Origin of the sequence: Synechococcus sp. CCAP 1479/10 (assembly GCF_019038515.1) — a bacterium.
Lineage (GTDB): Bacteria > Cyanobacteriota > Cyanobacteriia > PCC-6307 > Cyanobiaceae > Cyanobium.
This window is the reverse complement of the sequence record NZ_JAFKRJ010000008.1, coordinates 224,900-239,885: the sequence shown is the minus strand read 5'-3', so window position 1 is coordinate 239,885 and position 14,986 is coordinate 224,900. Positions and strand designations below refer to the sequence as shown.

Annotated in this window: 18 protein-coding genes; 16 read left to right on the top strand and 2 right to left on the bottom strand. The window is 71.6% G+C overall.

Annotation, left to right across the window (positions count from 1 at the left end; all coding sequences use genetic code 11):
- Positions 1–40: 40 nt before the first annotated feature.
- Both KUG39_RS05060 and KUG39_RS05055 read left to right on the top strand, forming a co-directional pair.
- Positions 41–691, top strand: a complete 651-nt coding sequence (locus tag KUG39_RS05060; protein ID WP_216915850.1) for a hypothetical protein — start codon at positions 41–43, stop codon at positions 689–691.
- 151 nt (positions 692–842) lie between these two features.
- Positions 843–1,673, top strand: coding sequence for a hypothetical protein (locus KUG39_RS05055; protein ID WP_216915852.1), 831 nt, complete (start codon positions 843–845; stop codon positions 1,671–1,673).
- Positions 1,674–1,736: 63 nt separating this feature from the next.
- Here KUG39_RS05055 and petG read toward each other — a convergent pair whose 3' ends face one another.
- The gene (gene petG, locus KUG39_RS05050; protein WP_015110794.1) at positions 1,737–1,850 is read right to left on the bottom strand and encodes a cytochrome b6-f complex subunit V; all 114 of its coding nucleotides are present in this window, start codon (positions 1,848–1,850) and stop codon (positions 1,737–1,739) included.
- 126 nt (positions 1,851–1,976) lie between these two features.
- Between petG and KUG39_RS05045 the strand changes: the two genes are divergently transcribed.
- The 11 genes from KUG39_RS05045 to KUG39_RS04995 all read left to right on the top strand — a co-directional run bounded on the left by KUG39_RS05045 (position 1,977) and on the right by KUG39_RS04995 (position 10,452).
- Positions 1,977–2,354, top strand: coding sequence for a c-type cytochrome (locus tag KUG39_RS05045; protein WP_190610573.1), 378 nt, complete (start codon positions 1,977–1,979; stop codon positions 2,352–2,354).
- Positions 2,351–3,109, top strand: coding sequence for an RNA methyltransferase (locus KUG39_RS05040; RefSeq protein WP_216915854.1), 759 nt, complete (start codon positions 2,351–2,353; stop codon positions 3,107–3,109). Before KUG39_RS05045 ends, KUG39_RS05040 begins: the two co-directional genes overlap by 4 nt.
- A gap of 30 nt (positions 3,110–3,139) precedes the next feature.
- Positions 3,140–4,204, top strand: coding sequence for a serine hydrolase (locus KUG39_RS05035; RefSeq protein ID WP_353617397.1), 1,065 nt, complete (start codon positions 3,140–3,142; stop codon positions 4,202–4,204).
- Positions 4,204–5,703 carry a DUF3370 domain-containing protein gene (locus KUG39_RS05030; protein ID WP_216915856.1) on the top strand — a complete coding sequence of 500 codons (1,500 nt, stop codon included), beginning with the start codon at positions 4,204–4,206 and terminating at the stop codon, positions 5,701–5,703. Before KUG39_RS05035 ends, KUG39_RS05030 begins: the two co-directional genes overlap by 1 nt.
- Positions 5,700–6,785, top strand: a complete 1,086-nt coding sequence (gene bchI / locus KUG39_RS05025) for a magnesium chelatase ATPase subunit I (RefSeq protein WP_094584835.1) — start codon at positions 5,700–5,702, stop codon at positions 6,783–6,785. The genes KUG39_RS05030 and bchI overlap by 4 nt, the downstream gene beginning before the upstream one ends.
- Positions 6,782–7,264, top strand: a complete 483-nt coding sequence (gene ruvC, locus KUG39_RS05020) for a crossover junction endodeoxyribonuclease RuvC (RefSeq protein WP_094584836.1) — start codon at positions 6,782–6,784, stop codon at positions 7,262–7,264. Before bchI ends, ruvC begins: the two co-directional genes overlap by 4 nt.
- A complete protein-coding gene (locus KUG39_RS05015) occupies positions 7,261–7,881 on the top strand; it encodes a 5-formyltetrahydrofolate cyclo-ligase (protein ID WP_216915858.1) in 621 nt (206 codons plus the stop codon). Before ruvC ends, KUG39_RS05015 begins: the two co-directional genes overlap by 4 nt.
- A gap of 69 nt (positions 7,882–7,950) precedes the next feature.
- Complete coding sequence (locus KUG39_RS05010; protein WP_158219504.1) at positions 7,951–8,127, top strand: hypothetical protein; 177 nt, start codon at positions 7,951–7,953, stop codon at positions 8,125–8,127.
- A 7-nt stretch (positions 8,128–8,134) separates the two neighbouring features.
- Complete coding sequence (locus KUG39_RS05005; protein ID WP_094584837.1) at positions 8,135–8,644, top strand: hypothetical protein; 510 nt, start codon at positions 8,135–8,137, stop codon at positions 8,642–8,644.
- Between the two features lie 17 nt (positions 8,645–8,661).
- Positions 8,662–9,081 (top strand): SufE family protein, encoded by a 420-nt coding sequence (locus KUG39_RS05000; RefSeq protein ID WP_216915922.1) that lies wholly within the window; start codon positions 8,662–8,664, stop codon positions 9,079–9,081.
- Between the two features lie 33 nt (positions 9,082–9,114).
- Positions 9,115–10,452 carry a homoserine dehydrogenase gene (locus KUG39_RS04995; protein WP_216915860.1) on the top strand — a complete coding sequence of 446 codons (1,338 nt, stop codon included), beginning with the start codon at positions 9,115–9,117 and terminating at the stop codon, positions 10,450–10,452.
- Positions 10,453–10,478: 26 nt separating this feature from the next.
- On the opposite strand, the gene KUG39_RS04990 is transcribed toward KUG39_RS04995, so the two are convergent.
- Positions 10,479–11,318 carry a hypothetical protein gene (locus KUG39_RS04990; protein WP_216918241.1) on the bottom strand — a complete coding sequence of 280 codons (840 nt, stop codon included), beginning with the start codon at positions 11,316–11,318 and terminating at the stop codon, positions 10,479–10,481.
- Positions 11,319–11,498: 180 nt separating this feature from the next.
- Here KUG39_RS04990 and KUG39_RS04985 point away from each other — a divergent pair, with 180 nt between their 5' ends.
- The 3 genes from KUG39_RS04985 to KUG39_RS04975 all read left to right on the top strand — a co-directional run bounded on the left by KUG39_RS04985 (position 11,499) and on the right by KUG39_RS04975 (position 14,985).
- The gene (locus KUG39_RS04985) at positions 11,499–12,281 is read left to right on the top strand and encodes a hypothetical protein (protein WP_216915864.1); all 783 of its coding nucleotides are present in this window, start codon (positions 11,499–11,501) and stop codon (positions 12,279–12,281) included.
- Positions 12,282–12,343: 62 nt separating this feature from the next.
- Complete coding sequence (locus KUG39_RS04980; protein ID WP_216915866.1) at positions 12,344–13,969, top strand: ABC transporter substrate-binding protein; 1,626 nt, start codon at positions 12,344–12,346, stop codon at positions 13,967–13,969.
- Positions 13,966–14,985, top strand: coding sequence for an ABC transporter permease (locus KUG39_RS04975; protein WP_094584843.1), 1,020 nt, complete (start codon positions 13,966–13,968; stop codon positions 14,983–14,985). The genes KUG39_RS04980 and KUG39_RS04975 overlap by 4 nt, the downstream gene beginning before the upstream one ends.
- Position 14,986 lies beyond the last annotated feature (1 nt).

The following is a 14,986-nucleotide window of genomic DNA, read 5'->3' as shown; positions in this document are numbered from 1 at the left end:
CACCACCTTCAGCCCGAAGCGACTCCTGGCGCGGGCCCTAATGGGTGCCGCCTTGATGGGCGGCGCCGGAGCAGCGTTGTCCGCAGGGTCGGCCGAAGCCGCAACAGGCTGCGGAGTTCAAATCTCCTGGGCAGCGTGGGTTGGCGGCCAGGCCCTCACGTGCGGCGACAAAGCATTCACCTTTAGCTCCACTTCCATCCTTGGTGATCTTTCCTCTTCATTGGTCAGTTCCGTCGAACCCCTTCCAGGAGATCATCTCTTCAATGTTGATTGGGGCAACTTCGTTTCCAACCCCTTTGACTTCACTTATGTTGCAACGATAACTGATCCGAGCCGGATCTTCAGCGCAGTAGACATTGACTCCAACGCCGACAGTTTCGCCAATCCTCCAAGCGACTTGACAGCGACCTATACGTTTACAGGCGGTAATTCTCCGATAGCACTTACCAGCACGAATGGATCGAGTGATCTGGCTTCAGTGAATGGAGGGCCAACGGTGATTACGGTGCGAAATCAGTACGATGGCGAGGGTGCCATTGACTCTTTCCAGAACAGTTTCAAGCAATCTTCCCCGGGCCCAGGCCCAACGTCCCCGGTCCCCGGTCCCCTGCCCGTCCTCGGCGCCGGTGTGGCCTTCGGTTTCAGCCGCAAGCTGCGCCGTCGCATCAACGGGGCGCGCGTCAAGGCCTGACGCCCGCTGCTGAGAACGTTCCCCGGCCCCGCCTCCCGGCAGGGCCTTTTTTCTTTCTTCACCTGCCTACCCACTTCCGCCCCTTCCTCCCGGAACCGCCATGGCTGCTTCCCCGACGCGTGTCGATCCGCGCTCCGACGATTCCCGACAGATGGCCTCCCAGTTCGGGCTTCTCGCCGTCTGCCTGCTGATCCTTTACGCGCTGGTGGTGCTGGCCGCCATCCTGCCGCCGCGGCTCCTGGATCCGGCCTGGCAGCTGCGGTTCACCAATGCCCTGATCAACAACGGCTTCATCGCCCTGCTCGGCCTGGCCCTGCTCCACCTGGCCGCCTATCTCGACCCCGCCAATCCCCATCTGATCCGCCGCCGCGACAACCTCGCCGCCCTGGCCCTGGCCGCCGTGCTGGGCTTTCTGCTGCTGATCCCCCTGCAGGGCTATGCGGTGTGGCGCGGCGTCAGCAACGCCAACGGCCAGCAGAGCAGCCAGCTCCGCCAGGTCACCGGCAGGATCTCGGCCGTGCGGGACGCCATCAACAAATCCGCCAGCACCGCGGACCTGCAACGTCGCCTGCAGGGCCTCGGGGTCCCTGCCCTGAGCCCCGCCGACCTCGCCCAGCCCCTGCCGGCGCTGCGCAAGACCATGCTCGAAACGCTGGAGCGGACGGAGATCCGCGCCGGTGACCAGCTTCGGGGGATTCAGCCCTCGGGTCTCTGGCAGATCATCCAGGGCAGCATCCGTGCCGTCCTCTCCGCCCTCGTGCTGGTGGTCGGCTTCGCCGCCTTCTCCCGGCGCCGGGACTGGTCGATGACGCTGCTGCAGAGCTGGCTGGCAAGGTTCGACCAACGCCGGGGGGGCTTCGGCCACCAGCGCACGGGACTGTTCAGGAGGCACAACCGCAGCAAGGCGGATGCCTTTCTGCAGAGCCTCTGCGACGAAGGGACGACGACGGCGACGCCATCGCCATCCCAACGGAAGGGCTGAGGTTCAGACGCCGAGGGGGAGAACCGGGCGGCCGGACTGGCTAGGGTGTGTCGAAACGAACGCTCAGCCCCCGAGGGCACTGCCCCGGCGGTACTGGTTCCAGGCCGCCACGAACAGACCCACGAGCGTCACGGGGATCAGTCCAAGCACGATGCCGCAGAGGAGGGGTTCGATCATGGAGGGGCGGTCGGTTCCGGCGATGCACAATTCTTCCACGACCACCGCCGGCACCGCGAGACCCACCGCAGCACTGTGATCAGTCCGTCCCCCAGCACCCCGGCCGCCGTGACGCCCTCCACTCCCATGGGAGGCGAACAGCCCCTCGCCCGGCGCCGCAGCCTGGTGGCGGCCCTGGCGACGCTGGCGGCGGTGGCCTGCATCCTGCTGCTGGTGGTGGTGGTGCTGCCGGCGGCCCGCAGCGATCCCTACACCCGCCAGACCCTCGAGCTCACCGGCTCGGCCACCGATGGGGGCCGCCTGTTCCGGCTCAACTGCGCCGGCTGCCACGGGCTGGCCGCCCAGGGGCTGGTGGGCCCGGATCTGCACGGCGTCGAGCGGCGCAAGAACGACCGCCAGCTGATCCAGCAGGTGGTCAGCGGCCGGACCCCGCCCATGCCCAGCTTCCAGCCCGAACCCCAGGCCATGGCCGATCTGCTGGCCTTCCTGCACTCCCTGCCTTGAGCCCCACGCTGGTCCTGGTGGAACCGGCCGGCCCCCTCAACGTGGGCAGCGTGGCCCGGCTCTGCCGCAACTACGGCATCGAGGATCTGCGCCTGGTCGCCCCCCGCTGCGATCCCCTCGGTGAGGAGGCCCGTCTGATGGCCGTCAAGGGGCTGCCCCTGCTGGAGCGGGCGACCATCTTCCCCACCCTGGCCGCCGCCCTGGCCGACTGCGGACGGGTGGTGGCCGCCACTGGCCGTCCGGAGGGGGAGCCCCTGCCCCTGGAGGAACCCGATGAGGCCCTGGCCTGGCTGCTGGCCGGCAAGCCGGCCCTGCCGTCGGCGCTGGTGTTCGGACGGGAGGACCGGGGGCTGAGCAACGACGAGCTGCTGCAGGCGGGCCGGCTGCTGCAGATTCCCACCCCCACCCCCCACGGCTCCCTCAACCTCTCCCATGCCGTGGCAGTCGTGCTGCACGACCTGCACCGCCTCGGGCGGCGCGGCCCGACGCCGGCGCAGGCCCCGGCCCCGCAGGCTCCCGTCGGGGAGGGCCCCTGCCCCCGGGGGGTGCTCGAAGCCATGCTCGACGACGCCCGGGAGCTGCTGCTGGAGGTGGGCTTCCTGCTGCCCCACACCGCCGCCGCCCGGATGGCCAAGCTGCGGGCCCTGCTGCAGCGCGGCCAGGTCAGTGGCCCGGAGGTGGCCCTGCTGCGGGGCATGGTGTGCCAGTTGCGCTGGGCGAGCCGTCGCCCTTTCCCTTCCTCCCAGGACCACTAGCGTCGGACATCGCCCCAACGTCCTGCATCCGTGAGCGCTGGCCGTCCATCCCGTCCCCGCAGCAGCAACCCCTGGCTTCGCCCGGTGGGGCTGGTGCTGCGGCTGATCGTGCTGGGCGTGGGTCTGGGGGTGATCGTGGGCACCGCCCTCAAGCTGATGGCGCCGCGCCTGGTCCAGGGGGCGATCGGCACCCCTGCGCCGTCCGCACCGGTCGTGAAGAAACCCGGCACCGGCCCCATGGCCCTGGGGCGGTTCGAACCGCGCCAGGAACTGGTCGGCCTCAGCCAGCAGTGGGCCCGGCTGGCGGCGGCCCAGAAGGGGCTGACCGCCAGCGCCTTCCTGCTGGTGCTCGATGACGGCCGCTTCGCCCAGCTGCAGCCGGACCTGCCCCTGTCGGCGGCCAGTTCCATCAAGGTGCCGATCCTGCTGGCCAGCCTGGAGGATCTCGATGGCGGCAAGCTGCGCTGGAACGAGCCCATGCCGCTCACCAAGGAGGTGGTGGGGGGCGGCGCCGGCTGGATGGCCAACAAGCCCCTGGGCACCCGCTTCCCCTTCTTCGAGGCCGCCACGGAGATGATCCGGGTGAGCGACAACACCGCCACCAACCTGCTGATCCGCCGTCTCGGCGGCAAGACCACCCTCAACACCCGCTTCCGCAGCCTCGGCCTGACGGCCACGGTGGTGAACAACTGGCTGCCGGACCTCGACGGCACCAACACCACCAGCTCCCGCGATCTGGCCCGCTCCATCGCCCTGGTGGACACCGGCGACAAGCTCACCCCCCGGGCCCGTGACCTGTTCAGGGAGATCATGGCCACCTCCCGCACCAACACCCTGATCCCCCTCGGCCTGCTGATGGGGATGGGCAAGGACTCCTCCGATCCCGACAGCGAGCTGCTGCCGGCGGGCATCACCGTCTACAACAAGACCGGCGACATCGGCATCGCCTACTCCGACGCCGCCCTGATCCAGCTGCCCAACGGCCAGCGGGCTGTCCTGGCCCTGATGGTGAAGGGTCCCTTCAACGATCCCCGCTCCGCCGAGCTGATCCGGGCGATGGCCGGGGCCGTCACCAAAACCCTCGTCAAACGCTGATGAACGCCCCCATCCGCGCCCTGGTGCTCCCCGCTCTGGGGCTGGCCGCCCTGGGCGGTCCCCTGCTCGCCCAGCCGCAACCCTCCCCAGCGCCGCAGACAGCCCCGACGCCGCCGCTGCTGCGCCCGGGCACGGTGGCGCCCCTGCCCGGCCGGCTGGATGCCGTGCCGATGGTGAACGACAACAACCCCGAGGTGATCAAGGGGCCCGGCATCCTGCTGTCCACCTTCGATGGCCAGCGGGGTTACGACGGCCGGCCCCTGGGCGTGCCGGCGGCGCACCTGAACGCGGCCGTCAGCGGCCCCTTCGAGCTGTTCAGCCATCACATCTACGCCGGCACCCCCGAAAGCCTCGACTCCACCCTCTGGGTGGCGGTGGTGGCGGCCCCGCGGGGCAAGGTCCCGGTGAAGCTGCGGACCGTGGCGGGCTCCACCGCCCTGTCCCAGTCGGTGAACCCCGACCAGCCCTCGGCCCCCTTCCTGCCCCTGCCGGCGCTCATGGAGCAGGGCACCACCCCGATCTGGGCCGGCCCCGGCAGCCGGGTGGCCACCGAGCTGCTCGCCCGCCAGCGCAGCCCCCTGGTGCCGGAGGGCTGGACCCTGCCACCGGGGCAGCTGAGCACCCTGATGGTGCTGCCCCTGCCGGTGCGCGGCCTCGACCCGCTGCTCAACGGCCTCAACCTGCAGCTGCGCCTCAACAGTGACGGTCCGGTGGATGTGGCCACCCTGGCCGCCTTCGGGCCCGTGGATCGCCCGCCGGATCCGGCCGTCTGGCAGCGCCTGCTGCAGGGCGGACTCAGCCCGAAGGAGCACAGTCCCAGCCCCCGGGGGGCCAAGGGACCGATGATCTATTCCCGCGTCAGCGGGGTCCAGGACGGCAGCGCCTGGGTGGGGCGGATCACCGATCCGGGCCGCCCGACCCTCTCGGTGAGCCGGGCCCCGATCTCCTGGCCGATCGCCTCGCTGGAGCGGGGCACCCTGGGCACCGGCCAGGTGCAGACCGCCCCCCTGCGCGCCTTCTACCCCGGCACCGCCTGGGCGGCCCATGGCAACTACGGCGTCACCTACGACCTCAGCCTGCCGCTGCGCAACGACACCCCCAAGCCGGTGCAGCTCGCGGTGGCCTTGGAATCGCCGATCAAGACCGACCAGCCCCTGGGCGGCCTGCGCTTCAACACCACCCCGGCGCGGGCGGTGATGTTCCGGGGCACCGTGGAGGTCAGCGGCCTCGACAACGACGCCGGCGGCCCGGGGGGTCGGCGCCGCTTCCACCTGGTGCTGCGGGCCGGCCAGGAGGGCCCGCCCCTGGGCACGGTCAGCCTGCGCCCCGGCCAGGAACGGCAGCTGCGGGTCCGGCTGATCTACCCGGCCGACGCCACCCCGCCCCAGGTGCTGTCGCTGATTCCGGTGGTGACGCCAGCGGCCCCGGGGGCAGGCCCGGGGGCGACCCCAGGGGCGGCTGTGAAACAATCCGGGGCTCCGCCCGCAAGCCGTCCGTGACGCCAACCAGGAAGCGCAGGGTCTTCCCCTTCACCGCCATCGTGGGTCAGGAGGAGATGAAGCTGGCGCTGCTGCTCAACGTGATCGATCCCCGCATCGGCGGGGTGATGATCATGGGCGACCGGGGCACGGGCAAATCCACCACCATCCGCGCCCTCGCCGACCTGCTGCCGGCGATCGACGTGGTGGCGGGGGACCCCTACAACAGCTCCCCGAGCGACCCCGACCTGCAGAGCAGCGAGGTGCGCCAGCGGGCCGAGCGGGGCGAACAGCTGCCCGTGGAGCCCCGCCAGGTGCCGATGGTCGACCTGCCCCTGGGGGCCACCGAAGACCGCCTCTGCGGCACGATCGACATCGAGAAGGCCCTCAGCGAGGGCGTGCGCGCCTTCGAGCCGGGGCTGCTGGCCAAGGCCAACCGCGGCCTGCTCTACGTCGACGAGGTGAACCTGCTCGACGACCACCTGGTGGACGTGCTGCTGGATTCGGCCGCCTCGGGCTGGAACACGGTGGAACGGGAGGGCGTCTCGGTGCGGCACCCGGCCCGTTTCGTGCTGATCGGCTCCGGCAACCCGGAGGAGGGTGAGCTGCGGCCCCAGCTGCTGGATCGCTTCGGCATGAGCGTGGAGGTGCGCACCGTGCGGGATCCGGAGCTGCGGGTGCAGGTGGTGGATCAGCGCACCAGCTTCGATGCCGACCCCGACAGCTTCAGTGACAGGCTGCAGAGCACCCAGGAAGCCCTGCAGGCCCGGGTGGTGGAGGCCCAGGAGCGGCTGCCCCAGGTGTCCATCGACGACGACCTGCGCATCCGCATTTCGGCGGTCTGCGGCGATCTGGACGTGGACGGCCTGCGGGGCGACATCGTCACCAACCGGGCCGCCCGGGCCCTGGCGGCCTTCGAGGGCCATCTCGAGGTGAGCGACGACGACGTGGCCCGCGTGGTGGCCTGCTGCCTGCGCCACCGGCTGCGCAAGGACCCCCTCGAACAGATCGACTCCGGCGAGCGGGTGGTGAAGACGTTCTGCAAGGTGTTCGATCGCCCCGCCGGCGACCCCTCCGCCTTCCAGCTGGCCCTGGCGGGGTGAGGATTCTGGGCATCGATCCCGGGCTGGCGCGCGTCGGCTACGGGGTGATCGATGTGGAAGGCCGCTCCGCCGCGGGCGGCGGCCACCAGCGCCTGCTCGACTGCGGCATGATCCGCACCGAACCCGGCCGCAGCGACGGGGATCGGATGGTGGAGATCGCCCGCGATCTGCGGGTGATCGTGCGCCGCTGGCGGCCCCAGCTGGCGGCGGTGGAGAAGTTCTTTTTCTACCGCTCCAGCACCACGATCGCGGTGGTGCAGGCCCGGGGGGTGGTGATGATGACCCTGGCCCGCTTCGCCATTCCTGTGGTGGAGTTCCCGCCGATGCAGATCAAGCTGGCGCTCGCCGGCTCCGGCCACGCCGAGAAGGACGAGGTGCTGGCGGCGGTGATGCGGGAGCTGGATCTGGAGCACCCCCCCCGCCCCGACGACGCCGCCGACGCCCTGGCGGTGGCGCTGACCGGCTGGTTTCAGCGGTGAGTCCGCGGGCCGGCGAAGGGACCTCCAAGGAGGAGCTGCGGCGCCTGTTCCGGCGGCGGCGGCGCCAGTGCCTGGCGGCCGCTGCCCCGGGAATCCTGGCAACGGCCCGGCGGCACCTGGAGGTCCTGCTGGCGCGGCGGCCTGGCCGCCTCGGCCTCTACTGGCCCCTCGGCAGCGAACCCGACCTGCGCCCCCTCGCCCCGGCCTGGGCCGGCCGGCTGGCCCTGCCGGCGGTGGCCGGCCCGGAGCTGGTGTACCGGCCCTGGGCGCCGGACGATCCCCTGGCCGCCGATGCCTGCGGCATTCCGGCGCCGACCGTGGGGGCGGCCGACCCGAAGCCGCGAGAGGACCTGGACCCCGCCGCCATGGCCCTGCTGCTGGTGCCCGCCCTGGCCATGGACCCCGGGGGCCTGCGGCTGGGCTCCGGGGGCGGCTGGTACGACCGGCTGCGGGCCGATCCCCGCTGGGCGGCGGTGCCCGCCCTGGCGGTGCTGCCCGCCGCCTGCGTCAGCCCGGACCTGCCCCGGGATCCCTGGGACATCCCCTTTGATGGCTGGATCGATGAGCGCGACTGCCATCTGACACCGGCAGGTCAGCGGAAGGTTGCAAGCTCTTAACGATGGAGCTGCGGCCGGGACAAGGTCCCGATCGTTTGCCAGGATCAAGGCAGTGCATCCGTGCCGTCCTTGGATTCGATCCCCTCGTCGCTCCAGAACCGTCCCCTGACGGCCGCCGAGCGGGTGATGACCTCCGAGATCCAGGGCCGTGGCGCCTCCAGCGACGCCCTCTCGATGATGGTCAGTTCGGTCGCCAGGATGGTGCAGGCGGGGAAAAGCAGCGATAGTCGCTGGAAAGCCTCCTGATTCACGGATGAAGCCCCTTCTGTTCACCGGGCTGGTCGGCCTTGCCGCTCTGGTGGTCGCCCCCACGCAGGTCCGCGCCCACGCCATCGAGAGCAGCCTGGAGCGGCTCACCAGCCTGAACGAGTCCCTGCACCGCTCCGCGGCGACCCCCGGCCCCGAGACCCTGCGCCTGGAGAGCCAGTTCTCCGGCGGCCAGCCGGCCAGCGATGCCGCGGTCCGCATCGTGCCCCCCGATGGCGGCACCCCGATCGAGCTGGGACGCACCGGCGCCGACGGCAGCATCGTCTTCACCCTGCCGCCCCAGGCCAGCCGCCAGTGGGAGGTGCAGGTGGATGCGGGCCCGGGTCATCGCGATTACCTCGAGCTGCCGGAACCGGAGGCCACCTCCGCGGCCCCCGCACGGGTGAGCCGCTCCCATTCCTACCCTCGGTTGGAGGGATGGGCCTATCTGCCCCCCCTCGGCGTGCTCGCCGTGGCCGGTCTGGCCGGGATGCTGCGGACGCGCCGCCCGTCCTGATTCCCTCCGTGTCGTCCATGGCCACCGGCAGTCCCGCTCTTGACCGGATCGTGGAACGGCTGGGGGGCACCAGCGACCCCCGTCGCCGCTACGAGTACGTGCTGTGGCTGGCCAAGAAGCTGGAGCCCTTTCCCGATGAGCTGCGCCAGGACGCCTTCAAGGTGAAGGGGTGTGTGTCGCAGGTCTACGTGGTGGGCAACCTCCAGGAGGGCCGGCTCCACTGGCGCGGCGATTCCGATGCCCAGATCACCAAGGGGTTGCTGGCCCTGCTGATCGAGGGGCTGGAGGGCCTGACCCCGGCCGAGGCCACCGCCCTCGATCCCTCGTTCATCGCCGCGACGGGCCTGCAGGCGAGCCTGACGCCCTCGCGGGCCAACGGTTTCCTCAACATCCTGCGCACCATGCAGGCCCAGGCCAGCCGGCTGGATGCCGGTTGATTTCTAGGATGGTGGTTTGCGGGGTTGCAGCCCATGGCCATCGGCATCGGCTTGCTCGGGCTGGGCACGGTGGGGAGCGGGGTGGCGGCGATCCTGGCCAGTCCCCAGGGGCGCCATCCCCTGGTCGGTGAACTGGTGCTGGAACGGGTGGCCGTACGTGACCTCAGCCGCCCCCGCCCCCTGACCCTGCCCCCGGAGCGTCTCACCACCGACCCCGAGGCGGTCATCGACGATCCGGCGGTGGACATCGTCGTGGAGGTGATGGGGGGGCTGGAGCCCGCCCGCAGCCTGATCCTGCGGGCCATCGCCGCCGGCAAGCCGGTGGTCACGGCCAACAAGGCCGTGATCGCCCGCTACGGCCAGGAAATCGCCGCCGCCGCCGCCGCCAAGGGCGTCTACGTGCTGATCGAGGCCGCCGTGGGCGGTGGCATCCCGATCATCGAGCCGATCAAGCAGTCCCTGGGCGGCAACCGCATCCGCCGGGTCAGCGGCATCATCAACGGCACCACCAACTACATCCTCAGCCGCATGGCCGACGAGGGGGCGGCCTACGCCGAGGTGCTGGCCGACGCCCAGCGGCTTGGCTACGCCGAAGCCGACCCCGCCGCCGATGTGGAGGGGGGTGACGCGGCCGACAAGATCGCCATCCTGGCCGGCCTGGCCTACGGCGGCCCGGTGGAGCGCGGCGGCATCGCCACCGAAGGCATCGACCGGCTCGACGCCCGCGACGTGGCCTATGCGGCCCAGCTGGGCTTCGTGGTGAAGCTGCTGGCGGTGGCCGAAAAGGTGGAGGAGGATTCCGCCGCCGCTGGCGACGGCCACGGCGCCGAGCCGCCCGGTGGCGTGGCGCTCGACGTGCGGGTGCACCCCACCCTGCTGCCCAAGCACCATCCCCTGGCGGGGGTCCACGGGGTCAACAACGCGATCCTGGTGGAAGGGGATCCGGTGGGCCAGGTGATGTTCTTCGGGCCCGGCGCCGGGGCCGGGCCCACCGCCTCGGCGGTGGTGGCCGACATCCTCAACATCGCCGGGATCCGCCAGGTGGGCGGCCCCCAGGCCGGCCTCGATCCCCTGCTGGCCGCCAGCAGCTGGCGCCACTGCACCCTGGTGGACGGCTCCCTGAGTCGCCACCGCAACTACGTCCGGCTGCGCACCCGCGACGAGGCCGGCGTGATCGGACGCATCGGCACCTGCTTCGGTGCTGCCCAGGTGTCGATCCAGTCGATCGTGCAGCTCGACGCCAGGGAGGGGGAGGCGGAGATCGTCGTGATCACCCACGAGGTGAGAGAGGACCGCTTCCGCGAGGCCCTCGGGGCGATCGAGGCCCTGGAGGGGGTGGAGGCGGTGGCCGCCTGCCTGCGGACGCTCTGAGCCGGCCCTGAGCCGGCACCGGCAGCTCAGCGCGCCTGGCGCAGGCGCTGCCGCAGCCGACGGCTGCAACGCCAGGCGATGGCCACGCCGGCCACGGGCAGGGGACCGGGGACCGAGGCCGGATCAGGGCCCTCAGCCGCCGGACCCTGGTCACCGGGACCGTCGCCGCCTTCACCGGGCTGGTCGGTGGGGCCGTTGCCGGGCTGCTCGCCGGAGGGGGCTCCAGGGGGTGGCAGAAGCAGGGCCGTCTTGAACACGTCGTCCCCTTCACCCTGGCCGGGGGTCTCCTCGGCGGGCTCGGCCGCCAGGGCCAGCCTGGGCTCGGTGGAGGGGGCCTCGCCCGTCGAGCCGCCGGGGACGATCCCGAAAGGAACGAAGGCGCCGGTGGCCCCGTCGAAGACGTTGTCGAAGAGCGTGCCGGCCTGCCAGGTGAGCTGCAGCGGGCGGGTGGACGCCGTACCGGTCCAACGGAAGGCGAGAGGGTTGGTCAGCCGGAAGCTGCCGCGGCCTGGAACGGGTCCGGAGCGGGCCAGGAAGTAGCCCGACGGCACGACGAAACCGTCGATGATGGATTCCGGTCCGGAGAGGGCGCTGACCTGGAAAGGCGGCACGACCGTGCCCGTCACGGGGTTGCCCAGGGTGATGCCACCGACGCCGATGAGGATCTCGGGGTCCCGCCCGAAGCCGGGGACCAGAAGCTCGCGCAGCTCCTGAAGTTCGGTCAGGGCGTCGTGCCCATGGATGCCCCCCGCCGGGGCCGCTGTGCTGGCGATCAGACAGCTCAGCAGAACGAGGGGAGGGTAGAGGTGGACGGAAGGGCGGAAACGCCGCAGTCCGAGGGCACCGAACCCAAGGAAGCGCACCATGAACAGCCAGGAATGTCTCACCAGCTTATCAGCTAATCTTCAGGCTTGCCTGGCATCCGCTTAAGTCGGCCGGGTGGGGGTCCCCATCGGCGGCCTCCGGGCCCCTGACGGCGCCGGTGGGGCCCCCTAAGGTCTGGGCCGCTGGCCAGTTCTCACCACCCTGTCCAGCCCGGACCACGGATGCCTGACCACGCCCCCAGCCGCGAGGAGACGCTCGCCGGCTTCAGCCGCCTGTTCGCCTGGAGCGGTGCCGGCCTGCTGCTGGTGTTCCTGGCCTTCGTGCTGGTCGACTCCCTGCCCCTCCAGCTCCTCAGTCCCTCCTGGCAGCTGCGGTTCACCAACCGCATGGTCAACACCTCTCTGCTGGCCCTGCTGGGGTTCCTGCTGCTCCACCTGGGGCTGTTCATCGAGCCCAGCAATGGCTTCCTGCGGGCGAAGCTGACCATCGCCCGTCAGTGGGCCATCGTCGTGGTGTTCGCCTTCCTGCTGCTGGTGCCCCTGCAGGGCTTCGCCACCTGGCGCGTCCTCTCCCAGGCGAAGGGCACCCAGGCGATGCAGCGCACGGTGCTCGACGAACGGGTGACCCGGATACGCCAGGCCATCGAGGCCGCCACCAGCCCGGAGGACCTGCAGGCCCGCTTCTCCCGGCTCCAGGCCCCCCGGCCCCAGCTCCCCCCGGCGGCCCTCAGCCTGCCCCTCAACGAGCTGAAGCGCAGCCTGCTTGAGGAGCTCCAGAAGACGGAGACCCGCGCCTCCGGCCGGATCAGCGGGCCCGCCCCCACCGACGTCTGGGCCCTCGGCCAGGGGGTGGCGAGGGTGACCATCGCCTCGGTGGGCTTCGCCGCGGCCTTCGCCGCCGGCGCCCAGCGCCCTCGCGCCTCCCTCACCCTGCTCCAGCAGCTGATCCGACAGCTGGAGATCCTGCGCGGGCGGCGCCCCAGGAGCAAGCGACGGACCCCCTGAGCTCCGCCGTCGGGGACGCGCTGGACAGGCCGCTTGAATGGGCCCCACCGGATCGCAAGGTCTTGCCGACGACCAGGGGGAGAACAGGACGCGGGCCGGCCGCGACGGCCGCCGCCCTCGCCACCCTGCTGCTGGCCCTGCCGCTGCTGTCTGGCTGCCAGCCATCGGGATCGCGCCGGTCCCTGGTGGTGGCGACCAAGAGCCGCATCGATTCCCTCGATCCGGTCCAGGCCTCCAGGATCGGGGTGATGCAGGTGCTCAGCGGCCTGGGGGACCCCCTCTATGCCATCGACGCCAGCGGCCGCATCGAGCCGCGGCTGGCCACGGCCCTGCCGGTGCTGAGCCCCGACGGGCTGCGGGCCCGCATCCCCCTGCGCCGGGGGGTGCTGTTCCACGACGGCACCCGCTTCGATGCCGCCGCCATGGCCTTCTCCCTGCGCCGCTTCATGGCGATCGGCACCCTCGGTTACCAGCTGAGCGAGCGGGTCGAGAGTGTGCGGGTCACCGCTCCCCACGAGATCGAGCTGGTGCTGAAGCGCCCCTTCAGTCCCCTGCCGCGGCTGCTCAGCGCCATCTTCCTGACCCCGGTCTCCCCCACCGCCTACCGGCAGCACCGGGACAAGCCCCTGAACGACCGCTTCGTGGGCACGGGCCCCTACGCCCTGGCCTTCTTCGGCGGCCAGCAGCAGCGACTGGTGCCCTGGTCCCGCTACTGGGGCCGGCGACCGGCCAACGGCGGCATCGACCTGGTCACCCTGAGCAACTCCACCGCCCTGTTCGGAGCCCTGCGCAGCGGCGAGGTGGACCTGCTGCTCAGCAGCGGGCTCGAGATCGACCATCAGCAGGCCCTGAAGCGGGACGCGGCGGCCGGCCGCCTGCGGCAGGCCGTCGGCCCCTCCCAGGAGCTCAGCCTGGTGTCGCTGCTGACCGACCAGCCGCCGCTGAACCGGCTTGCCCTGCGCCAGGCCGTGGCCCGCAGCCTCGATCGGGCCACCATCGTGCGGCGGGTGACCCTGGGTCTGCGCTCCCCCCAGCGGCAGCTGGTCCCCCCCGGCCTGCCGGGCTCCGACCCCACCGCCTGGCCGGCCTACGACCCCGCCGGGGCCCGCGCCCTCTACCGCCAGGCCGGGTACTGCGGCGGCAAGGTGCTGACCCTGCCCTTCACCTACCGGTCCGACATCCCCACCGACCGGCTGTTCGCGCTCACCTGGCAGGCCCAGCTGCGAAGGGACCTGGGCGACTGCGTGAAGCTGGAGGTGAGCGGCATGGAGTCGACTACCGCCTACTCCCAGCTCGACAAAGGCGCCCTGACGATGCTCTTCTACGACTGGATCGGCGATTACCCCGATGCGGAGAACTTCCTGATGCCGCTGCTCTCCTGCAGCAAGGCCGAGGGGGAGCGCTGCCTGAAGGGCAACAGCGTGCTGGGAGGCACCTTCTGGACCGCCCCGGGGCTGGAGGAGGAGCTGCAGCGCAGCAGCCAGCTGGACGGCCCCGAGCGGATCGCCCTGCTGGTGGCCATCCAGCGCCGGGTCGCCGCCGCCAGTCCCTATGTGCCGGTGTGGCTGAGCGCCCCGGTGGCCTGGGGCCAGCGCAGTGTCAGCCGGCCCCGGTTCGACGGATCGGGCCGGGTGATGCTGGGCGAGCTGCACCGTCTCCCCGCCGCCGCCGCGGCGAGGGTGCCATGAGCCGCCGTTCCGACCTGGCGCGTTACCTGGCCTCCCGTCTGGCCCTGGCTCCGGTGATGCTCTGGCTGATCGCCTCGCTGGTGTTCCTGCTGCTGCGGGTGGCCCCCGGGGATCCGATCGACGCCCTGCTGGGCACCCGCGCCCCGGAGGCGGCCCGCGCCGCCCTGCGGGCCCAGCTGGGTCTGGATCTGCCCCTGGCCGAGCAGTACGGCCGGTTCCTCGGCCATCTGCTGCGGGGCGACCTCGGCACCTCGCTCACCAACGGCGAACCGGTGACCGGCATCATCCAGGCCAGCCTGCCCGCCAGCCTGGAACTCGGCGTGGTGGCCCTGCTGCTGGCGGCCGTGGTGGGTCTGGCGGTGGGCTTCAGCGGCATCGCCCGTCCCGAGGGGCGCATCGATCTGGCCGGTCGGCTCTACGGCATCAGCACCTACGCCCTGCCACCCTTCTGGGCCGCCATGGTGGTCCAGCTGGTGTTCTCCGTCTGGCTGGGCTGGCTGCCGGTGGGGGGGCGCTTCCCCGCCACCCTGATGCCCCCGGAAGGCACGGGTTTCTACCTGCTCGACAGCCTCCTCGCCGGCGACTGGGGCCAGCTGGCCGGCAGCCTGCGCCACCTGGTGCTGCCGGCGGCCACCCTGGGCCTGCTGCTCAGCGGCATCTTCACCAATGCGCTGCGGCTCAACCTGCGCCGTGCCCTCGGCTCCGACTACGTCGAGGCGGCCCGCAGCCGGGGCCTGAGCGAGCGGCGGGTGGTGCTGCACCACGCCCTGCCCAACGCCCTGCTGCCCGTGCTGACGATCACCGGCATCACGGTGGCCTCCCTGATCGGCGGCGCCCTGCTGATCGAGGTCACCTTCTCCTGGCCCGGCATCGCCTTCCGGCTGCAGGAGGCGATCGCCCAGCGCGACTATCCCGTGGTGCAGGGGATCGTGGTGGTGGTGGCGGCCCTGGTGGTGCTGGTGACCGTTCTGGTGGACCTGCTGGTGGCCCTGCTCGATCCGCGCATCCGCTTCTGAG

Excerpts from the sequence above, each read along its gene's own strand:
- KUG39_RS04990 (WP_216918241.1), bottom strand. The coding sequence starts at position 11,318 with ATGGTGCGCTTCCTTGGGTTCGGTGCCCTCGGACTGCGGCGTTTCCGC.
- KUG39_RS04975 (WP_094584843.1), top strand. The coding sequence starts at position 13,966 with ATGAGCCGCCGTTCCGACCTGGCGCGTTACCTGGCCTCCCGTCTGGCC.
- KUG39_RS05060 (WP_216915850.1), top strand. The coding sequence starts at position 41 with ATGGGTGCCGCCTTGATGGGCGGCGCCGGAGCAGCGTTGTCCGCAGGG.
- KUG39_RS05030 (WP_216915856.1), top strand. The coding sequence starts at position 4,204 with ATGAACGCCCCCATCCGCGCCCTGGTGCTCCCCGCTCTGGGGCTGGCC.
- KUG39_RS05000 (WP_216915922.1), top strand. The coding sequence starts at position 8,662 with ATGGCCACCGGCAGTCCCGCTCTTGACCGGATCGTGGAACGGCTGGGG.
- KUG39_RS04985 (WP_216915864.1), top strand. The coding sequence starts at position 11,499 with ATGCCTGACCACGCCCCCAGCCGCGAGGAGACGCTCGCCGGCTTCAGC.
- KUG39_RS05055 (WP_216915852.1), top strand. The coding sequence starts at position 843 with ATGGCCTCCCAGTTCGGGCTTCTCGCCGTCTGCCTGCTGATCCTTTAC.
- KUG39_RS05045 (WP_190610573.1), top strand. The coding sequence starts at position 1,977 with ATGGGAGGCGAACAGCCCCTCGCCCGGCGCCGCAGCCTGGTGGCGGCC.
- petG (WP_015110794.1), bottom strand. The coding sequence starts at position 1,850 with ATGATCGAACCCCTCCTCTGCGGCATCGTGCTTGGACTGATCCCCGTG.
- KUG39_RS04995 (WP_216915860.1), top strand. The coding sequence starts at position 9,115 with ATGGCCATCGGCATCGGCTTGCTCGGGCTGGGCACGGTGGGGAGCGGG.
- KUG39_RS05005 (WP_094584837.1), top strand. The coding sequence starts at position 8,135 with ATGAAGCCCCTTCTGTTCACCGGGCTGGTCGGCCTTGCCGCTCTGGTG.